The sequence below is a fragment of the Kouleothrix sp. 19917 genome (genome assembly GCF_057073505.1).
Genome location: NZ_CP097099.1, coordinates 6,056,697 through 6,079,126, shown reverse-complemented (window position 1 = coordinate 6,079,126; position 22,430 = coordinate 6,056,697). Strand labels below are relative to the sequence as shown.

Genomic DNA, 22,430 nt, shown 5'->3' with positions numbered 1-22,430 from the left:
TTGTGTGCCGATTTTGGCGCTCTGCGCCAAAATCGGCACACCTTAATCGTAAAGTACCACTCTGCCGAAGGCTAAAAACGCTGACTCCACGCTCATTCAAACGTAAGCAGTTGACAAACGGAACAATGTTCCGTATAATCAATCACGATACGGAACATTGCTCCATTTTACCGAAACCATGCCAACTTGGCAAGCACCAACGCAGAAACAGGAGGTTCCCATTATGGATATCAAGGGTGCAGTTGTGGTGATTACCGGCGCATCGATGGGTATTGGCGCGGCAACTGCCCGCGCCTTCGCCGATGCGGGCGCGAAGCTGGTGCTGGCGGCGCGATCGGCCGATAAGCTCGAAGCGGTGGCGCAAAGCCTGCCCGCCAGCGCCGAGCCACTGATCGTGCCAACCGACATGACCGACCGGACGCAGGTGCAGGCGCTGATCAATGCCGCCTACGAGCGCTTTGGCCGCGTCGATCTTCTGATCAACAACGCCGGGCAGGCAGCGGCGGGCAGCGTGGCGACGATCAATCCCGATCACTACCACCAGATCATCGAACTGAACCTGTTTGGCCCGCTCCACGCCATGCAGGCGATTGTGCCGAAGATGCGCGAGCAGGGTGGCGGCGTGATCATCAACATCAGCTCGAATGTGAGCAAGATGGCCATTCCTATGATCGGCGCATACGCTTCGACAAAATACGCGCTCAACGGCCTGAGCCTGACCGCCCGCAACGAGCTGGCCCCCGATAATATTCGCGTGGTGCTGTTTCACCCCGGCCAGACCAGCACTGACTTTGGGAAGAACGCGCTGATTGAGCACCCCAGCGACGGCCCGCGCCATGCGCCCGGCCAGCCCCGGCGCGCGCCCGACACGGCCGAAGATGTGGCGCGCAACATCGTCGAGGCTGCGATCAACGAGCCTGCCGAAGCGGGCATGCCGATGGCGTAGGGTTCGTTTTGCCTACGGCAGCAAGGTAGAAATGATCTTTTTGTATGCAGTTTTCCGCGCTACGCGCGGAAAACTGCATACAAAGAGAAACAAGAGAGGATCTCGTATGACTACCAAATCCATCGCTCTCGTCACCGGGGCGAACCAGGGCATCGGCCTGCAAATAGCAAAAGACCTTGTGGCGCACGGCTTCACGGTGCTGCTTGGGTCGCGCAATTTCGGTCGCGGCGAGGCGGCAGCCAAAGAAGTTGGGCCCAATGCCATTGCGATCCAGCTTGACGTGACCGACCACGCCTCGATTGCCGCTGCGGCGGAGCGTATTCGCAACGAGTTTGGCCGCCTCGACGTGCTGATCAACAACGCGGCGATCTCAACCACGGGCATGAAGCCGGGTATGTCGGTCGAGGAATATGCGCAGCAAACCCGCCCGAGCAATGTGTCGTTCGACGAAATGCGCGCCGTGTGGGAAACCAACGTCTTTGGGGTGCTGGCGGTGTATCAGGCTATGCTGCCGCTGCTGCGCGCCGCACCTGCCGCCCGCATCGTCAACGTGTCGAGCGGGGCTGGCTCGCTGACGCGAAATTCAGATCCCACGAACCCGCATCGCGCAATCTTCGGCCCGGTCTACCCGGCCTCCAAAACGGCGCTCAACGCGCTCACGCTTGCAATGGCGATCGAGCTGGAGCCCGAGGGCATCAAGGTCAATGCCGTCTCGCCGGGCTTCACCAAAACCAACCTCAACAACTACGCAGGCACCGAAACCGTTGAAGAAGGCGCGCGCGAGGCAGTGCGCGTGGCGCTGCTTGGCCCGGATGGCCCAACCGGCACGTTTACGCACGCAACCATGGGCGTGATCCCGTGGTAATTTTTCGCATTCCTGCGCGCCGTGCCCCCCCTCAGCTGTGCGGCGCGCTGCCTCGTCGTTAGGATTTTTTGCATAAAAGAATTACGAATCTAACATATTTTTTATTTACATAAAAGCAAAATTCTGGTATACTATAGAAGACGAGAATTGCGCTTTGCAAAGGCACTATACTGGCTCCAATCAGGCGTGTGAATGGGCTTTATTCGGTGGCGTTTCGAGCGGCAAAAGTGTAAATAAATACGAGAGGGTACGATGACGATTGAGCAGACGACGGTTACGACACGAAATGTTGTTCATATAAAGGCCTTGCAGGATGCCAGCCGCCAGCTGCAGGTTATTGAGCGCGATGCGGCGCATGGGCGCTACCTTGTGGAAAGCGCGCGGGATTCTGGGCAGCACTATGAGGTTGCGCTCTACCCGGGCGAGCTGGCGGGGCACTGCACGTGCCGCTGGGCGCAGCACGGCGGCATTAACTGCAAGCATGTGCTGGCGGCGCTGCGCGTAGCCTACGCCGGGCAGGGTGTGCTTTCGTTCTGGCCCACACAGGCTGCGGCGCGCCGCCAGCATCGGCAGGTGCTGCCAGGCGAGCGCCTGTTTGCCACGCTGCGCCCGCGCCGTGGCTAGGTTCTGACGCGCCAGGGCGTGCGCTTGGTGTGTGCCAGCTTGTCGTTCAGGGTGGCGATGCTGCGCAGCTTGCCGGTGTCGCGCAGCTGCGCGGCGGCGGGCGTCCAGTAGCTGTGAGTTTGCACAAACTTCAGCTGGTTGGCATACCAGCCTTCGTCGGTCATCGCGCCGCCAAAATTCGCCATCTCGGTGCGCAGCGCGCTATTGCGCTCGAAGAAATCGTCGCTGCCCAGCACGTCGAGGTCGGCATCGGCCAGAATTTGCTCTAGCAGGGTTGTTGGCGATTGCGGGAGCTTGGTGGCGCGAATCATGCCGGCGATGCGCTCGATCTGCTGGGGCTGGTAGCCAAACCTCGGCAGCGCCGCGCGCGCAATCGCCACACTCGCTTCTTCGTGGCCGGCGTAGAGCGTAATAAAGCCTAGATCGTGGTAGTAGGCGGCGGTACGCAGCAGGAGCAGGTCGTCATCGCCGATGCCCGCAAGCGCCGCAATGCGCTCGGCAGCAGGCACAACCTCGTCGCAGGTATGTGCAATCGAGTGGTAGGTCAGCGCGGGCGGCAGTTCGTGGGTAAGGCGCGCGATTGCATAGGTTCGGGCTTGCTCAAAATCGGGCAAGGTGTGCTGCTCCATCATTGGGGCGGCTGGGTAATGAACAGAACCGGCGAGGCGGAGAGAATGAAGCATGGTTGGCTCGCATAGGCTGGAAGCGCTTCTACTTGCTTCCACATAAGTATGCGCTGAGTATAGCCAGCTTTCCGCCCCTGAACATCGTATAAATTACGTAAAAATGCGCGCTGTTTGCCAGCCAAGCAAGAATGTACGCAGGCTGCGATGCCCTGCCCAGGCGCCAAACCGCATTTCTGAGGCGCCGGGCTAACGATCCTGCTCCAGTGCTGCATTCCCGGCGCGCAGCTGCTGGTTGCTCTGCCAGAGCATTTGCGGCACCACAATGCGCGGTGGGGTGCCTGAAGCTGTGCCGGGTGGAACGCTGACATCCAGCCCGAATTCAAGATAGGCCTTGTAGATCAGCTGGCTGCAATAGAATGCCGCGTCGGTGTTCGGATCGAAGAAGTTCACATTATACGGCTTATCTTCGGCGGCCTGCAGCATGCAGTAGTCGGCCACTGCTGCGCGCAGATGCTCGTCGTTCAGGCCGGGCGCGTCGCGATCGGCCAGCGGGTAGGCCACGCCAACCAGCGTATCGACCAGCCAGCGCTCGCTGGCCATGCGCTCGGCCTCCCAGCGCTCTTCCGGCACATCGAACAGCACCACGCCACGCGCGCCCGCTTCCACGCAGCGCCCGCCCGGCCCCAGATACAGCGCAGCGTGATCAACTTCGCCCGGCACCAGCAAGCCCAGCGCCTGCCAGATCTTGCCCATGGTTGTGGCCGCCGAGCCGTCGGTGGTGCAGATAATATCGCCAGTGCAGACTGGCAGGCCATTGATTCGCGAGCGATAGATCATACGATCTCAAATATTCAGCTACACAATGTAACAGATACGCGGCAGTGTACGGCAGCTTGGGCGAATGCGCAACTCTCGCTCATCTGCGCTTTAGTTGTGCCGCCCGTGCCTTTGTGCTAGGATGCGGGCAGGCAGCCAATGTGAGGAAAGCGTATGGGCCAGCGCATTCTTATTGTCGAAGATGAAGCCGAGATCGCCGACTACCTGCGCCGCGGGCTGGCATTCGAAGGCTTTGCAACCGAGATCTGCGAGGATGGGCTGTCGGCGCTCGGCGCTGCCCGCGAGCGCCCGCCCGATGTCGTTGTGCTCGACCTGATGCTGCCAGGGCTGGATGGCATGGAAGTGGCCCGCCGCCTGCGCGCTGGCTCGAATGTTCCAATCATTATGTTAACCGCCCGCGAGTCTGTTGCCGATCGGGTGGCGGGCCTGGAGTGCGGCGCCGACGACTACCTCGTCAAACCCTTCGCCTTTGAAGAATTGCTGGCGCGCGTGCGGGTGCAGCTGCGCCGCCACCAGGCGCAGGCCAGCGGCGAGGTGCTGCAGTTTGGCCCGGTAACGCTCGATCTGGTGGCGCACGAAGTACGCGCCGGGGCCGCCCGCGTGTCCTTCACTGCCAAGGAGTTCGAGCTGCTCGAGCTGTTTATGCGCCACCCGCGCCAGGTGCTCACCCGCGATCTGCTGTACGAGCGGATCTGGGGCTACGACTTTGGTGGCGAAAGCAATGTGATCGAAGTCTATGTGCGCGCGCTGCGCCAGAAGCTCGAAGCCGCCGGCACGCCACGCTTGATTCACACCATTCGCGGCGTGGGCTACGTTCTGCGCGACGACACCTGAGCGCCGTGCCCCGAACGTCGCGATTTTCGCTCCGCGCGCGCCTGGCGCTGGGCTACACTGCGTTTTTTGGCGCGGTGCTCGTTCTGCTGGGCATCGGCGTGGTGCTGACAGTGCGCTCGGAACTGCGCGCCGAGATGGTGCGCGAGCTGCAGTCGAGCAGCGATCTGATTCAACGTGACTTCGATAATACCGGCATCAAGCTTGACGATTATTTCAATAACCCTTCCTTTCTTGATCGCACACGCCCGCTCAGCGTCGAAGGCCTGGAAACGCCTTCGCTGTATGTTCAGGCTGTCAATATTGCCGGGCGCATGGTGGTCACCTCGGCCAGCCTGAAGCAGCAGCAGCTTCCCCTTGATTTTACGCTTCGCTCGGCTGTCATTGCTGGCCGGGAACAAGCGGCCGAAACAATGCTGGGCGACTCGCCAGTGCTCATGCTGGCCAGCCCGCTGCGCGACGACACCGCGGTGGTTGGCGTGCTGCTGGTGGCGCAGCCGCTGCGCGAGATCAATCGCACCATTCAACTGCTGAGCATTAGCCTCGTCCTGATCAGCCTGATTGCCTTGCTGGCGGCCTTGCGCGGCGGCACATGGCTGGCCGAGCGCGCGCTGGTGCCGGTGGGGCAGGTGGCGGCAACCGCCCGCCAGATCGTGCGCGCCGAAGACCTCGGGCAGCGCGTGCCAGCCGCCCAGGGCAGCGACGAGCTGGCCCAGCTTACCGCCACTGTGAACGAGATGCTCGAGCGCCTGGAAGTGCTGTTTAGCTCGCAGCGCCGCTTTGTTGCCGACGTGTCGCACGAGCTGCGCACACCGCTCACCGCCATGCGTGGCAACCTCGAGCTGCTGCGCCGCACCAGCCAGCACGCCCCCGCCGAGATCGGCCCCTCGCTGGCGGCGATGGAGCGCGAGGTCAACCGGCTGGTGCGCATGTCGAGCGACCTGCTGCTGCTGGCGCAGGCCGAGTCGGGCGTGCATCTGCGGAACGAGCCGGTGGCGCTGGACGAGCTGGTGCTGGAAGTGGTGCGCGACCTGGCGCCGCTGGCGCAGGGGCTTACGCTCCGGCCCGCGATTACCGAGCAGGTTGAGGTGATTGGCGACCGCGATCGCCTCAAGCAGGCCCTGCTGAATATGGCTGCCAACGCCTTGCAGCACACCCCGCCCGGCGGCAGCGTAACCCTGGCGGTCGCGCGCGCGGGCGGCCACGCCGCGCTCGAAGTGCGCGACACGGGCGTGGGCATCGACGCCGACGCGCTGCCGTATGTGTTCGAGCGTTTTTTTCGCGCCGACCGGGCACGCTCGCGGGCGGCGGGCGGCGCGGGCCTGGGCCTGGCAATCGTCAAGTGGGTGGCAGAAGCGCACGGCGGCGGCGTAAACGTGCGCAGCGCGCCCGGCGAAGGCAGCACCTTCACTCTCTGGCTGCCCCTCACTACCCCCGCGCTTGCGTGAGCGCATGCCAGTGCACCACAGACGCGCGCAGTATGGTACAATCAGGTACGCGCCGCATCCGCGATGCATGCGATAGAGTTGGTGGCTCTTATGATCGCTTTGAACGATTTGCTCACCCCTGAAACAGTTGTGCCCGGCCAGCGCGACCAATACAAAATTTTGGCCCTGATTGGCCGCGGTGGTATGGGTGCGGTGTATCGCGCCCAACGGCTTTCCGACGGCACCGTCTGGGCGCTGAAAGAAATGCGCTCGCAGCCCGACGCGCCCGTGCCCGAGGTCGAGGAAAACCGCCGCCTGTTTGAGCAGGAAGCGCGCTTGCTTGAATCGCTGCACTACCCTAACCTGCCCGTCGTCGCCGAGCTTTTCTCCTTCCAGGGCCGGCCCGCCATGGTCATGGAGTTCGTGCCCGGCAAAACGCTCGAAGACCGCATGCACGAAGCCAATGCGCCGCTGCTGGAGCAGCAGGTGCTGGGCTATGGCATCCAGGTTGCGCGGGTGCTGAACTACCTGCACAGCCGCCCCGAGCCAATTATCTATCGCGATCTCAAGCCTTCCAACATTATGCTCACGCCCGACGGCGTGCTGAAGCTGATCGACTTTGGCGTGGCGCGTACCCACAAGCGCGGCAAATCGAAAGACACCGTGGCGATGGGCTCGGCTGGCTACGCGCCGCCCGAGCAGTATGGCAAAGGCCAGACCGACGCGCGCTCGGATGTCTATGCGCTTGGCGCAACGCTGCTGCACCTGCTGACAAACATGCCGCCCATTCCGCTGCAAACCCCGGCGGTTGGCTCCATCCGCAAAATGAACCCTTCGGTCGATGATCGCACCGAAGGCGTGATCATTCGCGCCATGGCGCTCGACCCGAATGTGCGCTTTCAGAACATGCATGAGTTCGAGCAGGCAATGGCCGGCTGCCTCGATGCGCCGTTCGTCAACCCGATCGATCGGGCGCCGCCGCCGCCGCCGGTGCGCCCCTCGCCCTCGACCCTCAGCTCGTCGCCGGTGCCAACGCAGCCCGCAACCCTGCCCAGCGCCCAGCCGTCGGTGCAGCCGGTGCCGGTGCCCATGCCCGCCCTCCCAGCCGACGGCGTGACATGCAGCCGCTGTGGGCGCGTGAACAAGGCCGGTGCGCGGTTCTGCGCGGGCTGTGGCGCACCGCTGGGCGCGCCGCCAGTGGCGCGCATGCTGATCACCTCGCCACGCGCCGCCTGGGAGCAGAAGCTCGACCGCTCGCCCGTGCGGATTGGCCGGCGCGACCCGCGCCAGAATCACTACCCCGAGATCGACCTGGCCGAGCACGATCGCGGCATTGCGTCGCGCAACCACGCGCTGCTGGAGCGCAATGGCGATTATTACACGCTCACCGACCTGGGTTCGACCAATGGCACGCTGCTGAATGGCAAGCAGGTCGTGCCGCGCCAGCCGCAGCGCCTGCGCCCCGGCGATCGGATCAAGATTGGCGAGGTTGAGATGGAATTTCGCGGCAGCTAGCCGGGCTTGCCTATTTCCACAAAGACTCAAAGACTCGAAGGCCGAACAAGAAACCTTGAGTTTTCCCACATCGGCCGGTTTTTTTGCGAACATGCGTCGCGACGACGCGATGGCTGCTGTGCTGGCCGTCGCGTTTGTGTGCCGCCCACCTGTGAAGGAAGCATATGACCCCGAAAGCCCTGGTTCTGCGCGCGCCCGGCATCAACCGCGACGAAGACGCCGCCGCCGCAATCGAGCTTGCCGGCGGGCAGGCCGAGCGCGTCCATGTCAATCGTGTTGTCGATGGGGCGGTGCGCCTGGCCGACTATGCGCTGCTGATCATCCCCGGCGGCTTTTCCTATGGCGATCATCTCGGCGCGGGCAAGCTGCTCGCCGTCGACCTGCTGCACCGCCTGGCCGAGCAGCTCGCCGCCTTTGTGGCCGACGCCCGCCCGGTGATTGGCGTGTGCAATGGCTTTCAGGTGCTGGTGAAGTCGGGCATTCTGCCGGGTGTAGAAACTGAGCAGGGCGCGGCTGCCACGCTCACCGACAACGCCTCGGGTCAGTTCGAGTGCCGCTGGGTGCACCTCGCCGCCGAGCCAGCCAGCCGCTGCATCTTCACGCAGGGCATCGAGCAGCCGATTGAGGTGCCAGTGGCGCATGGAGAAGGGCGCTTTGTGGCGCGCGATGCGGCTGTGCTGGCGGCGCTGCGCGCGAACGGCCAGGTGGCATTGCGCTATGCCGCCCCAGACGGCGGCGCGGCCAGCTATCCTGCCAACCCCAACGGCTCCGACGACGCGATTGCCGGGGTGTGCAACCCGCAGGGCAATGTGCTCGGCCTGATGCCGCACCCCGAGGATGCCATCCTGCCACACCAGCACCCGCGCTGGACGCGCGAGCCCGCCCGCGCCGAAGGTGATGGGCTGGTGATTTTCCGCAATGCGGTGCGCTACGCGGCGAGTTTGTAGGGCGTTCGGGCGGGCTCGCAGGTAGTTCGGGCGGACACATAGGTCCGCCCGGCCGGGTTGTAGGCGTTGGGCGCCATGTAGTTTCGCGCGTCTGGGCTTTATGCCGACAGTTGAGTAGCGTTTGCTTCGGCGGCTTGATTTGTAAGCGGTGTGGCGGAAAATTTCTCAAGAACAAGCGCTGTTTGGAAGGCATATGCTTCTGGCACAACGCTGTGGACGGTAAACCAGCGGGCAAGTTTGCGGGCAAGCTCATCGCGATTATAAAATACCTGCGCCTGCAAAGCGCGGCCTATCGTGAATTTGCTGAATTGCGAAGTGATATATGCCCGATATTCACGATGAGCCAGAAGATACCAGCGAAGCCAGAAATCTTTCCATTTTTCTTGTGAAAACGATGAAATGCTCGTTTGATCCATAATTGTGATGAAGATCCTGCCGCCAGGCCGGGAAATGCGGCGCAGTTCAAGCAGCCACGCATCGGCGAGGTCGTCGAGATGCGAAAAGACCGAACCAGCATAAATCAGATCAAACGAATTATCTTCAAATGGCAGGTGCGGAATCGTCGTGGTGGTGACAAAATGCATTGGTGGCGTCAGGTTCTGTTGACACCAGGTAATGTGCGATGCGCTAATATCGGTGCCCCAAATCTCCCCACTGGGCACTTTCTCCAACAGCCAGCGCGCCATTCGGCCAGCCCCACAGCCGAAATCAAGAACGCGCGCATCAGCAGCCAGCGACCACCCAGTTTCCTCTAGTACGTGCAGCATGCGGTTGGTGTGGTGTTGCCCCGCCTCCAGATAAACATCGGCCGTCGATCCATAACCAAGCCATAGCTCTTTTGGCGGCACAGGAAAGTCGCTGGATGCACGTCTTCCATCCTGATACACCGGAACTGGAATCATATATGTGTTCCGGCTGCCTGCGTATGGAACGAATGGTGGCAGGTATCCGAGTAATGGTGAGCTTGTTATACGCAAAAGTACGTGTTTTAGCTGATTTTCGAGTTGCGTTCGTAGATAATTTACAGGCATATAATTCTCCTTGATCTTCAATATGCTTGCGAATAATATATGAAGATCGGAGAAAATACAATTTTGATCTTTCGCGACCTTTTGCTATGGTATGATTGGCTTTATTTCGCTTATTTGGTAGTTCAGCGTGTAAATCGACTATCGAAACAGAGTAACGCAGTTTCCGCATAAACATGGAAACGGCGTTACTCTGTCACGCAACACGATAGATTTTATAGAACCGCTTCGGCGATTTCCTCAGCCTCGGCCTCCTCGGTTGCCTCGCCATCCCACAGGTAGCGCATTTCGGCACAGCTTGCCAGCAGTTCTTCGAGCGTTCCCTGCGCCTCGATTCGGCCATTCTTGAGCACTATAATCTGGTCGGCGCGGCGCAGCGCGGCCCGGCGGTGCGACACCGCAAGAATAGTCGGGGTCTGGGGATTAGGGTCTGGGGTCTGGAGTCCATCGTTAGCCCTAATCCCTAAACCCCATTCCCTAGCTCCCCGCGCCAGTCGCTCCCACAGCGCCTGCTCGGTTTCCACATCCAGCGCGCTCGACAGGTCGTCGAACACCAGCAGGTCGGCGTTGCGCGCGAACATGCGCGCGGCGGCGCTGCGCTGCACCTGCCCACCCGAAAGGCGCACGCCCCGCGAGCCAACCAGCGACTCGAGGCCCTGCGGCATGGCGGCGATGTCGCGGTCGAGCACGGCTGTGTGAATAGCGCCGCCCAACGCGTCCGGCGCGAGCTGCTGGCCCAGATCGAGATTTGCGCGCAGGCTTTCGCTAAACAGGTGCGGCACCTGCGGCGTGTAGGCGCAGCGCGGCGGGGTCAGAAAGCTGGCCGGGTCGGCGACGGGCACGCCGTTCCAGCGCAGCACGCCGGCATTGGCGGGCAGCAAGCCCAGCAGCGCGCGCAGCAGCGTGGTTTTGCCCGCGCCCACCCGCCCGGTGATCACCGTGAACGAGCCGCGCGCAATTGTCAGATCGACCGGGCCGACGCCGCGCCCGCTGTCGGGGAAATAGAAGCGCAGCCCGCGCGCTTCGAGCGTTTCCAGCGGCGCAGGAGCGGGCAGTTCCAGGCGCGGCGTGCCGGCCATGGGTTCCACCAGCGCGCCGGCTGGTGCGCCCGCCAGCAATTCTTCCATGCGCCGCAGCGACACCGCCACCTGGCGCGCGCGTGTCAGCAAGCGCCCGGCCCAGCGCGGCAGCCCCGCCACCCAGCCAATATAGCTTGCGAACAGCGCAAAATCGCCCAGGCCAAAGCTGCCGTCGCGCATCGCCCCGGCCGAAAGCACCAGGATCAGGCCGATGCCCAGGTTCACCGTATTCACATTGAATGAATCGAGCAGCGAGCTGAGCAGCTGGTCTTTCAGTGCCGCCTGCCGCCGCGTTTCGCTTAGCTCGCGGAAGTGCGCCACCACCTGCCCTTCGGCGGCGGCTACCTTGATCGCCTGCGCCGCGCCAAAGACCTCGCCAATAAAGCCGGTGACGCGGCTGGTGCTGGCGCGGCTGGATTTGCGGTAGCTGCTGATGCGCGTGCCGGCGATATGCGTCACCGCGACGATGCCGACCATGGGCAGGAACACCACCACGGTGATCAGCGCGTTGATTTGCATCATAATCGCCAGCGCCACGGCCGAAAACACCAGCTCGCCGGTCAGATCGAGCCATGTGTCGAGGAACAGCATCAGCTCGTGCACATCCTCGCGGAAGCGGCTGACGATCGCGCCGGGGTTTTCGGGCAGCACGCGCGCGCCCGGGCCTTCGACCAGCCAGCGCAGCATGTTGGTGCGCAGCAGCCACTCGCTCGCGTTCCAAAAGGTCGTCCAGCAGGCCAGGCACAGCAGCAGAACTACGATGCGCATGCTTTCGGAGCCAAGCAGCACGCCGAGCAGCTCCAGCGGCGAAAGCTGCGCCGCCGCCGGGTTGGTGAGCGCGTCGAAAAAGGCGCGCATTACCAGACCCACCGCCAGCGGCATGAACGCGAACAGCACCCACAAAATAAACGAAATAGCGAACAGCCACGGGCGCGTGCGCGCCAGGCGCAGCGCGGTTTGCCACTTGTTCATACCAGCACCTCCGCCATTCCCACGCGCAGCAGCGTGGCAAAGCGCGAATCGGGGGTTGCTGCCAGCGCGGCGCGCGGGCCGTGCTCCACAATCCGCCCGGCATCAAGGATCATAATCTCGTCGGCGCGCTGCACGGTTGCCAGCCGGTGCGCGATGATAATGCCCGTGCGCCCGCGCAGCAATCGGCTGACGGCCTGCTCGATCAGGCGCTCGGTGGCCGGGTCGAGCCGCGACGACGCTTCATCCAGAATGACCAGCCCGGGGTCGCGCAGGAACACACGCGCAAAGGCCAGCAGCTGCGATTCGCCAGCCGAAAGGCCGGTGCCGCCCGCGCCCAGCTCGGTGTCAAGGCCACGCGGCAGCGCGCCAAGCCAGGGGTGCAGGCCAAGCTCGCCCAGCGCCGCCATGATCCGCGCATCGTCGATTGTGCGGTCGAACAAGGTCAGGTTGTCGCGAATGCTTGCGCCAAACAGCTGGACATCCTGCGTCACAATGCCCACGCGCGCCCGCAGGTCGGCCAGCGGCAGCTCGCGCAAATCCGCGCCGCCCAGGCGAATGGTGCCCCCGCTGGGGTCGTACAGGCGGAACAGCAGGCGCGTCAGGGTGGTTTTTCCGCTGCCAGTGCGGCCCAGCAGGCCCAGCACTCGCCCGGGCTCAAGCGCAAACGAAATATCGGTGAGAACGGCGCTCGGTGAAGGACTGAGGACGGAAGGCGCATCGGCATTGCTTTCGTCTTTCGTCATTGGCCCTTCGTCCTGGTACGCAAACATCACGCGCTCGAAGCCGACGCCCAGCGCACCGGGTGGCAGCGCAGCGCCCGCGCCGTCGTGGAGCGTGGGGGCAGTGCGCGCAAGCTGGCCAATGCGGGCCGCGCCGGCGGCGGCGCGCTGAAACTCGCGCAACTGGTCGGCAATTTGCTCAAGCGGGCGGCGCAGCAACTCGGTGTACTGAAAGAACAGATACACCGTGCCGATGGTAATTGCGCCGGCGCTGTAAAGGTACGCGCCCATGCCCAGCGCCAGCGTGTAGCCCAGCGTGAACAGGCCCATGCTTGCGCCCCACACAAACGTACCCTGAATGCCGGCGCGTCGCCCTTTCCGAAACAGCTTCTCGCCAACATACGCGAACTGGCGCAGCACATGCGCGCCTGCCCCATTTGCGCGAATGTCGTCGAGGCCGGCCAAACGCTCTTCCAGAAAGCCAAACACCTCGGCGCTGGCTTCGCGCTCGGCCGTCATTTGCGGCACGGCCAGGCCACGCAGGCGCGTGAGCACAGCAATTGCCACCAGGAAGAAGATCGCCATCACCGTGCCGACGCGCCAATCTTCACGGAACAGCAAGGCCAGCACGCCGATCAGCAAGAGGCCGTTGCCCAGCACCAGAATGACGAACTGCGAGAAGAAGGTTGCCAGCGCGGTCACGTCGCCATCGACGCGCTCGATCAGCTCGCCGGGGGTGTGCGCCTTGTGGAAGGTCATATCCAGCCCCAGGCAGTGCGCGATCAGGTCGGCGCGCAGGGCGTTGGTGGCGCTCCAGCCCACGCTCTGGCTCATATACGTTGCGGCCACTGTGACAAGCTGCTGGAACAGCGCCACGCCAATAAAGAGCAGCGCGGCGCGGAAAAGCTGGCTGGTGGCGCCGCCCTGCGCGGCGGTGTCGATAAACGAGCGCAGGATTTGTGGGTTGAGCAGCTCCAGGCCAATGCCGCCAAGCAGCAGCGCGGCCAGCAGGGCAACATGCCCGCGCAAGGGCCGCAGGTAGGTCGCGAGCAGATTCTGCTGATTACCAAGCGAAGCGTTCATTGTCGTTCCTTTGCGGCGATAGCTGGCGAGTGGCGATTTATTCTTCGTCGCTCGCGCTGAGATCCTGCGTCGAGAGGTCGTGGCCGGGGCGAATTTCTTTCTCAAACGCGATCATGCTGTGAACGGTACGCAGGCCAACTTTTTCGTACAGGCGGGTTGCGCCAGTGAGGCTTTGCGCATCGACGCCCAGCCCGACCTGGGTGCATCCGTGGCTTTGTAAAGCGGCAAAGCCTGCATAGAGCAGCGCCTCGCCCAGGCCGCGCTTGCGCCACGCGCGCCGCACCGCCAGCCGGCTCACCCAGCCGTAGGTCGGGTCGCCGCTGTAGGACGGGTAGCATAGCGCCGCGCCGGCGATCTGGTCGCCATCCCATGCCACCATCCAGAGTGCGGGGTCGTACTCGGCGCGCTGGGTCAGGCGATACATCCAGGTGGTGAAACCTTCTTCTTCCGGCTTGGCGACATAGCCCCAGTGGTCGCGCCACGCCTCGTCGATGGCGCGGTAGAGCGCGCGGTGGTGCTCGTCGCGCATGGGGCGCAGCGTGATGCCGGCCGGCCAGCGTGGCGCAGGCAGCGCGCCATCGAGCGGGCGAGCCATGCGCAGCGAGTCGCGCACCTGCGCAAAGCCGCGATCAAGCATCAGGTCGATGGTGGGCTGGTGCCCGCTCGGGCTGGCGGTGTCGATCACGACGCGCGCACCTGCGGGTGCCTGCGCAATGGTTTCGCGGGTGCGGGATTCGGCCCATTCCATCAGCGCGCTGCCAATGCCCTGGCCGCGCAATTCGGGGTGCACGCGCCCCCACACCCAGTGGCTCACATATGGGCTGCCGCTCCACACTTCCACGCAGCCGCCAACCGTGCCGTCGGGCAAAACCGCCACACGCGTATTCGTGTCGAGGTTGATCGACGGGTCGTTCCATTCTTCGGCGTAGGCTTCAGCGGTGAGCATTTCGCCGTCGCCGGTTTCGCGTGAGCAGGCGTTGGCAATCTCAACCACGGCGGGCAGATCGCCCAGCGTGCCGGCTCGGAGTGTTACAGAATTGTGTAAAGAATGCATAGCGCGCCTCCTTTGTGTGTTAGGCTCGGCAGAATTTCGAGTGTGGATAACCTGGGCGATTTTTTGCGCCAGCGCGTGATTCCGTGCAACATTTGGGCGAAACCTGTATCATGGTTTGAGCCATAGGGATGCGATCCATCATGTTTTCGATTCAGTTTAGATTCGCGTTCGTTCGCGCACAATCGATGTGGATAACCCCGCCCAATTGTGGATAAATACGTGCCGATTGCGCCGCGCGGCTGTGCCGATCTACCGGTAGGGGTGTGTGCGCGCCGTGGGCACAAAAGAGCCGTGGGCGTTCGCAAACGCTCACGGCTATGTTCAGAAGAAACTGAAGCAATAGCGTCGAGATGAGCGCAGTGCGACCAGCCAGAAGTGCGGCGCTGAGCTATGCCCGTGGCATGCCCCACGCCCCCGAATCGTCAGACGACGATCCTTAGTTCTTCCGGTTGTGTGCCTGCAGCATCATGTCGTTCTGTGCCTCAGTAGTTTTGGTAGCGATTTCAGACGCGCACAGCATACCATGCCGCGCCGCGCCGAACCATCCGCCCATGGGCGGATTTGCTAGTCGCCGCTGGTGGTGGGGGCAGCGGGCGCAGCGCCGGGAAGCAGCGCGTTGAGCTGCGTGATCAGCGGCTGGAGCGCGGCCGGGATGCTGCCCTGGAACGCCTCAGCATAGTGGTTGTCGTCGCCCACCCGCGCAATAATCTCGTAGGCAAAGGCGTCGGGGTTCTGGCGCGCGCCATACGCCCGCGCCCCGAAATCGGTGGCGGCGAGCGCGGCTTCGAGCGCGGCTTTCTGCGCGGCGTCGAGCGCGCCAATCACGCGGGCCTTTTCGGGCGCGCCGATCTCGTTGCTCTTGTAGATCAGCCGTCCATCCTGGTGCACCACCAGCAGCCGCCACGTGAAGACCAGACCGCCGCTTTTGCGCATGGCTACCAGCGCACCGCGTGGCCGCGCCATGGAGTCGGCGGGGGCGGCAGGCGCTGGCGCTTTTTTGTGGTGGCTGGTGTCGGTGTGCGGCGCGTGCAGGCCCGTATCGGCCGCGCTATGGTCGAGATGCGCCACTTCGTCGGCGGGGCGCTCGGGCGGTGTGTCTGGGGTTTCGGGTGTGTCGCTCATTGTATTTTCACCGTTTGTATCATGCGCTCGAACTGCGCGCGGGCCGCGTCGAACTCTTCGGCCGGGGCTGCCAGCGTGATGTAGTAGGTGCGGCCGGCTGCGGCGACAATATACTCGCGCGCCTGCACGACCACCGGCAAAGAAGGGCGGCGCGGCTGGTCGATCGGCTGCACGACGTAGGCATAGTCGATTGCGCTGCTATTCACGCCGCCAACGGTTGTGTCGCTGTTGTCCAGGAAATGGTAGCCGGTGAGCGCGCCGTGCTGCTCCACCCGCCGGTCGAGCAGGGTTTGCAGATCGAGCGGGCTGGCCGGGTCGGCGTCGCGGCGCTCGATTGTCAGGCTGGTTTTGAAGGCCGAAGCGGTCAGCGGATCGGAAATTTTCAGCAGCGCGTCTTGCAGCGTGTCGGTGGCATTCCAGGTTGCCGGGTAGGTCATGCTGAACGTCGCGCCTTCTTCGGCAAACTGGCGCGTGCGACTTTCGACCTGCATGCGCAGCAGCCAGCCAAGCGCCAGCGCCAGCAGCACCACCACCGCCACGCCAATGTCCTTGCGCGCCAGGCGCATTCGGTAGAGCGCGCCCTGATCGGTTGTTTGTATCATTCGCTTCTCGTTCTCGAAAATACGCCGCGAAACTCAGGGGGCGGCTTGCGCCAGTGTGGCCTGGATGGCGCGGCGCATCAGCGCCAGCAAAATACCGAACACTGCCAGCGCGAGCACCAGGCCCAGCACCAGCGAGCGCCACGGCTGCACACCCAGGCCTGCGGCGCTGATCTCGCTCATCAGCCAGCTAAACACGCCATTCAGCACCGCTGAAACCACCACGCCGATCGGCACCCACCAGCCGGGCTTGTGCTCGAACTTGGCCTGCGCCATGAAGTAGCCCAGCAAGCCGCCAAACGAGGCCTGCGCCAGCGCAGTGGTGACGACATGGATGACGCCGGGGCCAAGCGCCACGCCGCCGTTGTCGATCACATAGTGCAGGTTCAGCAGCGTTGCCACGCCCAGCCCGGCCACCGTGCCGTAGACAATGCCGTCCATCCGCTCGTCGAACTCGGGCGTGGCATAGACGATCAGGCGCACCGAGGCATAAACGATTCCGGCGATGGTAAAGCCAACAATCAGCACATTCGCAAGCAGCGAGTTGAGCGTTTCGGCGGGTGCCCAGCTTGCCAGCGCAAACCAATCGTTGAACAGGCGCAGCGCCAGCACGTCGGTGAGCAGCAGGGCCAGCAGGAACACTTTGGCGATCTGGCTTTTTGGCTCGGGCTCAAGCCGGTCCTGGTCGTAGAAAAAGGCCAGCCAGAGCGCCGACGGCACAATCGCCAGAAAAACGCCAAACAGCAGCAGCGCAGTATGGTCGAGCGGCCCTACGTAGTTCGCCAGCAGGGCCACCACCGCGCTGAAAATGGCGATCAGCGCCAGCTGCATAACGCCGGCCCGCCAGAAGCCGCGGTTGGGCTTGCTCAGCGTGGCAAAGTGCCGGTCGCAGTAGGCGCGCTGCCCAACGATATGGTAGGGCGGCGATACCGGGTCGCCGCAGATGCAGCACCTGACTTGTTCGTCCATCGAAAACTCCGTACCGGGTTGCAGGTTCCACGCGCGCGCTTAGTTGCCGCGCCGCATGGTAGCGTCGACCACAAACGGGCTGGTCGCGTCCGACGAGACATCGACGCCGTCGTCGGCGATGATCGGGCGGTAGCCCGAGGCTACCACAATCACGCTATAGGTCTGGCTGGCGGGCACCGGATCGTCGAGCTGGTAGTAGCCGTCGCCGTCGGTCACGCCGCTGGTCAGCACTTCGTCGCGGGTGAGCGAGTCGTCGGCGGCGGCGTCGCTGGCGCTCAGGCCGGCTTTTATGAAGTAGACCTCGGCGCCCTCGATGCCGCGCCCGGTGTTCACATCGCTGATCGTGCCTTCGATGCTGATGCCCGTGGCCTGCGAGGGCGCGGGGGCCGGCGCGGGCGTGTTCGGCGTGGCGTTGCTCGTACACACCGCCATGCTCACGTCGTCGACAAACAGGCTGCTGATGTTGCCGCGCGGGTTTTCGGCCGCAAACACCAGGCGCACGCTCTTGCCGGCGAACTTGTTGATGTTGAAGCGCGCCTGCTTCCAGGCGTCGTCGCCCTGCGCCGAGCTTAGCTCCTCAACCGTGGCCTGAACGTCGCCGCTGGTGTTGGCGATCAGCACGCTGAATTTCGCATCTTCTGCCAGGATGCCCAGCAGGCCGGACAGTTCTTTGTGGATGAGGCGGTAGTAGCTGAGCTGCACGCTGGTGGCGTTGGCGGGCAGGCGCACATCCTGGTAGATGTACTGCACGGTTTCCTGGTCGGTGCCGCCAAGCCAGGCGCTGCGCTTGCCGGTGTGCGGCAGCTCGGGGTCGATGATCGACGCGCCCTGGGCTTCTTCGGTCCAGCCGCCGTTCTGCTCAAACGTGCCGTTGATGATCACATCGGTGCAGCCGGTGGGCAGCTGCGGGCTGCTTGGCGGCGGCGTGGTGCCACCCGAGGGCGCGGGCTGCTGCTGCGGCTCGGGCACATTGTCGCTGCCGCCCACGTCGATGCCAACCTGGCCGAAGGCGTTCTGTACCGCCGTAACCTCGGCCTGGCCATACAGCTCCTGGGCGGAACGCACGGTGGCGCGGGCGGCGTCGTAAAAATCAGATTCCGGCGACAGGTATTGCGTCAGCGTTCGGTAGTAGATCTGCTCCATTTTTTCTTTGCTGATCGCCTGCGCCACCAGATAGGCCGCGTGATTGGTGATGCCGCTGTTGATATGCACGCCGCCATTGTCGGCGCGGCGGCTCACCGGCAGGTCGGCATACTCGCTGACGCTGGCGGGCTGGCCCACGCCGCGCAGCGGGTTGCTGGGGCGGTACAGGCCGCCCATGTTCGGGTCTTCCAGGCTGCGCATGAATGGCGCGGGGAAGGGCGGCGATTTCACCACCGTTTCGCCGATCGTCCAGTTGTCGCGGTCAATCATCGCGCCAAAAATGTCGGAGTACGATTCGTTCAGCGCGCCCGACTGGCTTTCGTAGATGAGCTGGGCGGTGTTGTCGGTGATGCCGTGGGTCAGCTCGTGGCCAATCACATCCAGGCCATAGGCCAGCGGCTCGAAGATTTGCCCGCCGTCGCCATACACCATCTGCTGCGCTTCGCCGATCCAGGCGGCATTTTCCTGCTCGGAAGGGTCGCTGCCGAAGTGCACGGTCGAGACGATTGGGCTGCCGCGGTCGTCGATACTATCGCGCTTGAAGGTGTTGGCGTAGTAGTCGTACACTGTGCCCGCGCCATCGTGCGCGGCCTGCGCCACCGGGTCGCGCGAGCGCTCGCCTTCGTCGATCAGCTGGCGGCCGGGCAGCTCGGTGGTGTTGTCGGCGCTGAAGGTCACGCGGCGCTTGGCGTTCGCCAGGCTGTCGATGCCATGCACCACGCGCGCCCGATTCGCGTTTACAAAGACCTGCCACTGCCCGAGCGGTCGCGCCGTCGCCACCGAAACACTCCACGTCAGGCGTGGCGTGCCGTTTGGCTCGACATAAATCATCAGGCGGGTGCGGTCGTGGCGCAGGTTTAGCTGCACCGTCGCGCGCTCATTCTCATCCAGCTCGCCGGGGATGTAGCGCAGCGCCGCCTGCTCGGCTGCGTCCACGCCAACCACAGGCCGCGTCTTGAGCTCGATGCCGGGGAAGAACTGCCCATTGACGCTGGCGACCCGGCCCTGCGGATCGACATGCACAATCAGCTGCTTGCCAAAAACCGGGATGCCCTGGTAGACCTGCCCAAGCCGCACATGGCTGTAGCCAAGCTGCTTGTCGGCTTCAATGCGAACAAGCGCGAGCTCGCTCTGGGCGCTGCGCAGGCCAAATAGTGCGCGGTAGGCGTTCAGAAAGCCGCGCGCCGTTGCCTCGGGGTTGCCAGCCTCGGCAGGGCCTGGCGTGTAGGCCAGCGGAACATGCGCATCGGCGGCGGCCAGAAAATCCGCCGCGCCCGTGGCAGCGTCAGTATGGATGTTCAATGGCGCGGCGGTATGCGCCTGGAGCACGCGCAGCGTTGTTTCGCGGGCGGCGCGCCCGGCCGGCAGCGATGGCGCGGGGCTGGCCGGCGTGGCTGCGCCTGCGCCAGCCGGCAGCGCAGCCAGCATCACCAGCAGCAGCAAGGGCAGCGCCAAACGCTGTACAAATCGGTCGTTCATGCACAGCCTCTATAACCAGAGCGAGTCCGTGTGGCGCCGACTCCCGTGTTGCGCCTGCGGCCAGGGGCCGGGCAACGGGGCAGTACGCGCCTGCGAGAGTAGTGAAATCGTGCAACAAGAGCGCGTGTATCTTACACGATTTTTGCGATTTCGGAAAACCGCCTCGATCGCTTAACATTCGCTTAATGAAACCGCTTTGCAAACGCTTAAACACACCGTTGTGCTATACTTACGCCTGCAAATCCCTTCTTAGCGCGAGGCCCAGTATGGAAATCGAAGCAAAGTTCCGCGTCGACAGCGAGCAGGTTTTCAGCGATCTGCTGGCCCTGGCAGCGATTGGCCCTTTTCAGCTGGCTGCCGAACCCGGTGAAGAAGATCAGCGCAATGTGTATTTCGACACGGCCGACCGGCGGCTGCGCCAGGCGCGCTATGGCCTGCGCGTGCGCACCATCGGCGCGCGCCGCATTGCAACGCTCAAAGGCGAGGCGAAAGTAAGCGACGGCACCTACGAGCGCGACGAGTGGGAGGTTGATGTTGGCCCAAGCGACGACCCGCAGACCTGGCCGGCTGGCGAGGTGCGCGAGCGCACGCTGGCGCTTGCGGGCGGCGCGCCACTGGCCCCAACCCTGGCAATGCGCACGCGCCGCCGGCATATCTACGCCGAGCGCGATGGCGCGCGTGTGGCCGAGATCAGCCTCGACACCGGCAGCATGAACGCGGGCGGCCTTGCGCAGATGTTTCGCGAGCTTGAAATCGAGCTGCTGGCGGGCGCAAGCCGCGCCGCCTTCGACGAACTGGTTGAGCTGCTGCGCGCGCGCTTTGCGCTGCAACCCGAATCGCAAAGCAAGCTGGCGCGCGGCCTGGCACTGCTCGACGCAGCAGAAGCGGGTGGCGGCGGGGCGACGAGTTAGTTCTGTGGCTTTGTAAAGCCTCAAAAGCTTCAGCGCGCTGCGTATGTGGTAAGAGAAGGACGGATCATCATGAGTGAATCAAATGAACGCCTGAATCTGGGCCAGGCCTCGTCGCTGGTGGCAAACGCGCTGGCCTTGTTCGACGCCGCCGCTGAAGCCCAGGCCCTGCCCGGCAAGGCACGCAAGCTGCTCCAGGTGGCTGCGCACGCCTACACGCTGGCCGCCGATGCTGGCGCAGAGCGCGGCGACCGCGTCGGGCGCGATATTGTGCTGGCCGCGCCGCTTGAAGGGCTGAGCGCCGCCCAGCAATCGATCGTTGCGTGCGCCGTGGCATTGCAGCGCGAAAAGCTGCGCCCGCGCCGCGAGTCGTCGTTTGTGTGGCTGCGCGAGCGCGATCAGCGCACTGCCCTGGCGCTGGCAGCGATCCTGCGGCTGGCGCGCGCGCTCGATGGTGCGCCGGCCCGCCTGCTCCCTGCGCTGGGCGACGAGCCGCCCACGCTGGTGGCCGGCAACGTCCCTGCCGCCAACGAAGCTGCCACGGCCTGGCGCGAGGCGCTTGGCCCGCTGGCGGTGCGCGCCCCCGCCAGCGACGAAACTGATCTGCTCGTTCCTGCCGCCGAGCCCGGGCCGCTGCCGGCGCAGTCGCAGCTCCAGCCGCTCGCCGCCGACCTGGGCAGCGAGCCGATTGCCGAGCTGGCCCGCCGCACGCTGCGCCGCTTCTTCGACAAAATGCTGGCCCGCGAAGAAGCCGTCAGCAAAGACGAAGACATCGAGGATGTGCACCAGATGCGCGTGGCGACCCGCAGGCTGCGCGCGGCTTTACAAACGGTTGAAGGCGTGTTCGAGCCCGAGGTTATCCGCCGTTATCGCAAGGGCCTGCGCCGCATCGCGCAATCGCTTGGCGCGGTGCGCGACGGCGATGTCTTCCTCGAACACTTGCACGACCACCGCGACGCCCTGCCCGAAGACGAGCGCCCCGCGCTCGACACGCTGCTCGCGGCAGTGACGGCAGAGCGCACCAGCGCGCGCCGCGCCCTGCTCGACGATCTGGCCTCCAGGCGCTACCGCGCATTCAAGCGCGAGTTTGGCGAGTTCCTCAGCACGCCTGGCGCTGGCGCGCTGCCCCCGCCCGAGCCGGGTGTCACGCAGCGCGTGCGCGATTTTGCCGGCTCGGCTGTCTGGCGGCGCTACGAGCTGTGGCGCGCCTACGAAACGGTTCTCGCCAACGGCGACGACGCCACCCTGCATCAGGCGCGCATCGCCGGCAAGCGCTTCCGCTACACGCTGGAGTTCTTCGCCGAGGTGCTGGGCGACCGCACCGACACCGTGCTCGACCCGCTGATCGCCCTGCAGGAGTGCCTGGGCGATTTGCAGGATGGCGTGACAGCGCGCGAGCACCTGGCCGCCCTCGGCCTCACCGACGACACGGGCGCGCAAGCCTACCTCGCCACGCGCACCACCGAGCGCGCCCCCAAGCTCGCCGAGCTGCCGCGCCTGTGGGATCGCGTCGACAGCGGAACCTACCGCCGCCGCCTGTTCGAGCTGATTGTGAAGATGTGATTGGGTTGCAGGTTCGCGGGTTTGCAGGTTTGCAAGTTGAATGTTCGCACGTTGCAGGTTAAATGTTCGCAGGTTAAAAGTTGCAGGTTGAATG

At 64.1% G+C, this 22,430-nt stretch carries 19 protein-coding genes; 9 read left to right on the top strand and 10 right to left on the bottom strand.

Going from position 1 to position 22,430, the window contains the following annotated elements; all coding sequences use genetic code 11:
* The first annotated feature begins 223 nt into the window (after positions 1-223).
* The 3 genes from M1P90_RS24530 to M1P90_RS24520 all read left to right on the top strand — a co-directional run bounded on the left by M1P90_RS24530 (position 224) and on the right by M1P90_RS24520 (position 2,435).
* The gene (locus M1P90_RS24530) at positions 224-946 is read left to right on the top strand and encodes an SDR family NAD(P)-dependent oxidoreductase (RefSeq protein ID WP_483698156.1); all 723 of its coding nucleotides are present in this window, start codon (positions 224-226) and stop codon (positions 944-946) included.
* Positions 947-1,052: 106 nt separating this feature from the next.
* On the top strand, positions 1,053-1,811 hold the full coding sequence (locus tag M1P90_RS24525; RefSeq protein WP_483698155.1) for an SDR family oxidoreductase: 759 nt from the start codon (positions 1,053-1,055) through the stop codon (positions 1,809-1,811).
* 252 nt (positions 1,812-2,063) lie between these two features.
* On the top strand, positions 2,064-2,435 hold the full coding sequence (locus M1P90_RS24520) for an SWIM zinc finger family protein (protein ID WP_483698153.1): 372 nt from the start codon (positions 2,064-2,066) through the stop codon (positions 2,433-2,435).
* Here the strand turns inward: M1P90_RS24520 and M1P90_RS24515 are convergent.
* Together M1P90_RS24515 and M1P90_RS24510 are read right to left on the bottom strand one after the other, a co-directional pair.
* A complete protein-coding gene (locus tag M1P90_RS24515) occupies positions 2,432-3,067 on the bottom strand; it encodes an HD domain-containing protein (RefSeq protein WP_483698151.1) in 636 nt (211 codons plus the stop codon). The genes M1P90_RS24520 and M1P90_RS24515 overlap by 4 nt on opposite strands.
* Before the next feature lie 240 nt (positions 3,068-3,307).
* A complete protein-coding gene (locus M1P90_RS24510) occupies positions 3,308-3,898 on the bottom strand; it encodes a hypothetical protein (protein ID WP_483698149.1) in 591 nt (196 codons plus the stop codon).
* A 153-nt stretch (positions 3,899-4,051) separates the two neighbouring features.
* On the opposite strand from M1P90_RS24510, the gene M1P90_RS24505 reads away from it, so the two are divergent.
* From M1P90_RS24505 to purQ, 4 genes are all read left to right on the top strand, one after another.
* On the top strand, positions 4,052-4,732 hold the full coding sequence (locus tag M1P90_RS24505; protein WP_483698148.1) for a response regulator transcription factor: 681 nt from the start codon (positions 4,052-4,054) through the stop codon (positions 4,730-4,732).
* A gap of 5 nt (positions 4,733-4,737) precedes the next feature.
* Positions 4,738-6,177, top strand: a complete 1,440-nt coding sequence (locus M1P90_RS24500; RefSeq protein ID WP_483698147.1) for a sensor histidine kinase — start codon at positions 4,738-4,740, stop codon at positions 6,175-6,177.
* Positions 6,178-6,267: 90 nt separating this feature from the next.
* Positions 6,268-7,671: a protein kinase domain-containing protein gene (locus tag M1P90_RS24495; RefSeq protein WP_483698146.1), complete on the top strand. Its 1,404-nt coding sequence runs from the start codon at positions 6,268-6,270 to the stop codon at positions 7,669-7,671.
* 164 nt (positions 7,672-7,835) lie between these two features.
* The gene (purQ, locus tag M1P90_RS24490) at positions 7,836-8,618 is read left to right on the top strand and encodes a phosphoribosylformylglycinamidine synthase I (protein WP_483698144.1); all 783 of its coding nucleotides are present in this window, start codon (positions 7,836-7,838) and stop codon (positions 8,616-8,618) included.
* Between the two features lie 98 nt (positions 8,619-8,716).
* Here the strand turns inward: purQ and M1P90_RS24485 are convergent, their stop codons facing one another.
* The 8 genes from M1P90_RS24485 to M1P90_RS24450 form a co-directional block, all read right to left on the bottom strand.
* On the bottom strand, positions 8,717-9,520 hold the full coding sequence (locus tag M1P90_RS24485; RefSeq protein ID WP_483698143.1) for a class I SAM-dependent methyltransferase: 804 nt from the start codon (positions 9,518-9,520) through the stop codon (positions 8,717-8,719).
* A gap of 341 nt (positions 9,521-9,861) precedes the next feature.
* Positions 9,862-11,697: an ATP-binding cassette domain-containing protein gene (locus tag M1P90_RS24480; protein WP_483698142.1), complete on the bottom strand. Its 1,836-nt coding sequence runs from the start codon at positions 11,695-11,697 to the stop codon at positions 9,862-9,864.
* On the bottom strand, positions 11,694-13,499 hold the full coding sequence (locus M1P90_RS24475) for an ABC transporter ATP-binding protein (RefSeq protein WP_483698140.1): 1,806 nt from the start codon (positions 13,497-13,499) through the stop codon (positions 11,694-11,696). The genes M1P90_RS24480 and M1P90_RS24475 overlap by 4 nt, the downstream gene beginning before the upstream one ends.
* Positions 13,500-13,536: 37 nt before the next feature.
* Positions 13,537-14,553, bottom strand: coding sequence for a GNAT family N-acetyltransferase (locus M1P90_RS24470; protein WP_483698138.1), 1,017 nt, complete (start codon positions 14,551-14,553; stop codon positions 13,537-13,539).
* Positions 14,554-15,117: 564 nt separating this feature from the next.
* Positions 15,118-15,675 carry a hypothetical protein gene (locus M1P90_RS24465; protein WP_483698136.1) on the bottom strand — a complete coding sequence of 186 codons (558 nt, stop codon included), beginning with the start codon at positions 15,673-15,675 and terminating at the stop codon, positions 15,118-15,120.
* Entirely contained in the window at positions 15,672-16,277 is a 606-nt protein-coding gene (locus M1P90_RS24460; protein ID WP_483698135.1) for a DcrB/PsbP domain-containing protein, read from the bottom strand. The genes M1P90_RS24465 and M1P90_RS24460 overlap by 4 nt, the downstream gene beginning before the upstream one ends.
* Before the next feature lie 33 nt (positions 16,278-16,310).
* Positions 16,311-17,243, bottom strand: coding sequence for a PrsW family intramembrane metalloprotease (locus M1P90_RS24455; protein ID WP_483698134.1), 933 nt, complete (start codon positions 17,241-17,243; stop codon positions 16,311-16,313).
* A 39-nt stretch (positions 17,244-17,282) separates the two neighbouring features.
* Entirely contained in the window at positions 17,283-19,865 is a 2,583-nt protein-coding gene (locus tag M1P90_RS24450) for a M4 family metallopeptidase (protein ID WP_483698133.1), read from the bottom strand.
* Between the two features lie 266 nt (positions 19,866-20,131).
* Here M1P90_RS24450 and M1P90_RS24445 point away from each other — a divergent pair, with 266 nt between their 5' ends.
* Complete coding sequence (locus M1P90_RS24445) at positions 20,132-20,776, top strand: CYTH domain-containing protein (RefSeq protein ID WP_483698132.1); 645 nt, start codon at positions 20,132-20,134, stop codon at positions 20,774-20,776.
* Positions 20,777-20,845: 69 nt separating this feature from the next.
* The gene (locus M1P90_RS24440) at positions 20,846-22,336 is read left to right on the top strand and encodes a CHAD domain-containing protein (protein WP_483698131.1); all 1,491 of its coding nucleotides are present in this window, start codon (positions 20,846-20,848) and stop codon (positions 22,334-22,336) included.
* Positions 22,337-22,430: the final 94 nt, after the last annotated feature.

Excerpts from the sequence above, each read along its gene's own strand:
- M1P90_RS24530 (WP_483698156.1), top strand. The coding sequence starts at position 224 with ATGGATATCAAGGGTGCAGTTGTGGTGATTACCGGCGCATCGATGGGT.
- M1P90_RS24525 (WP_483698155.1), top strand. The coding sequence starts at position 1,053 with ATGACTACCAAATCCATCGCTCTCGTCACCGGGGCGAACCAGGGCATC.
- M1P90_RS24520 (WP_483698153.1), top strand. The coding sequence starts at position 2,064 with ATGACGATTGAGCAGACGACGGTTACGACACGAAATGTTGTTCATATA.
- M1P90_RS24515 (WP_483698151.1), bottom strand. The coding sequence starts at position 3,067 with ATGATGGAGCAGCACACCTTGCCCGATTTTGAGCAAGCCCGAACCTAT.
- M1P90_RS24510 (WP_483698149.1), bottom strand. The coding sequence starts at position 3,898 with ATGATCTATCGCTCGCGAATCAATGGCCTGCCAGTCTGCACTGGCGAT.
- M1P90_RS24505 (WP_483698148.1), top strand. The coding sequence starts at position 4,052 with ATGGGCCAGCGCATTCTTATTGTCGAAGATGAAGCCGAGATCGCCGAC.
- M1P90_RS24495 (WP_483698146.1), top strand. The coding sequence starts at position 6,268 with ATGATCGCTTTGAACGATTTGCTCACCCCTGAAACAGTTGTGCCCGGC.
- purQ (WP_483698144.1), top strand. The coding sequence starts at position 7,836 with ATGACCCCGAAAGCCCTGGTTCTGCGCGCGCCCGGCATCAACCGCGAC.
- M1P90_RS24485 (WP_483698143.1), bottom strand. The coding sequence starts at position 9,520 with ATGATTCCAGTTCCGGTGTATCAGGATGGAAGACGTGCATCCAGCGAC.
- M1P90_RS24480 (WP_483698142.1), bottom strand. The coding sequence starts at position 11,697 with ATGAACAAGTGGCAAACCGCGCTGCGCCTGGCGCGCACGCGCCCGTGG.
- M1P90_RS24475 (WP_483698140.1), bottom strand. The coding sequence starts at position 13,499 with ATGAACGCTTCGCTTGGTAATCAGCAGAATCTGCTCGCGACCTACCTG.
- M1P90_RS24470 (WP_483698138.1), bottom strand. The coding sequence starts at position 14,553 with ATGCATTCTTTACACAATTCTGTAACACTCCGAGCCGGCACGCTGGGC.
- M1P90_RS24465 (WP_483698136.1), bottom strand. The coding sequence starts at position 15,675 with ATGAGCGACACACCCGAAACCCCAGACACACCGCCCGAGCGCCCCGCC.
- M1P90_RS24460 (WP_483698135.1), bottom strand. The coding sequence starts at position 16,277 with ATGATACAAACAACCGATCAGGGCGCGCTCTACCGAATGCGCCTGGCG.
- M1P90_RS24455 (WP_483698134.1), bottom strand. The coding sequence starts at position 17,243 with ATGGACGAACAAGTCAGGTGCTGCATCTGCGGCGACCCGGTATCGCCG.
- M1P90_RS24450 (WP_483698133.1), bottom strand. The coding sequence starts at position 19,865 with ATGAACGACCGATTTGTACAGCGTTTGGCGCTGCCCTTGCTGCTGCTG.
- M1P90_RS24445 (WP_483698132.1), top strand. The coding sequence starts at position 20,132 with ATGGAAATCGAAGCAAAGTTCCGCGTCGACAGCGAGCAGGTTTTCAGC.
- M1P90_RS24440 (WP_483698131.1), top strand. The coding sequence starts at position 20,846 with ATGAGTGAATCAAATGAACGCCTGAATCTGGGCCAGGCCTCGTCGCTG.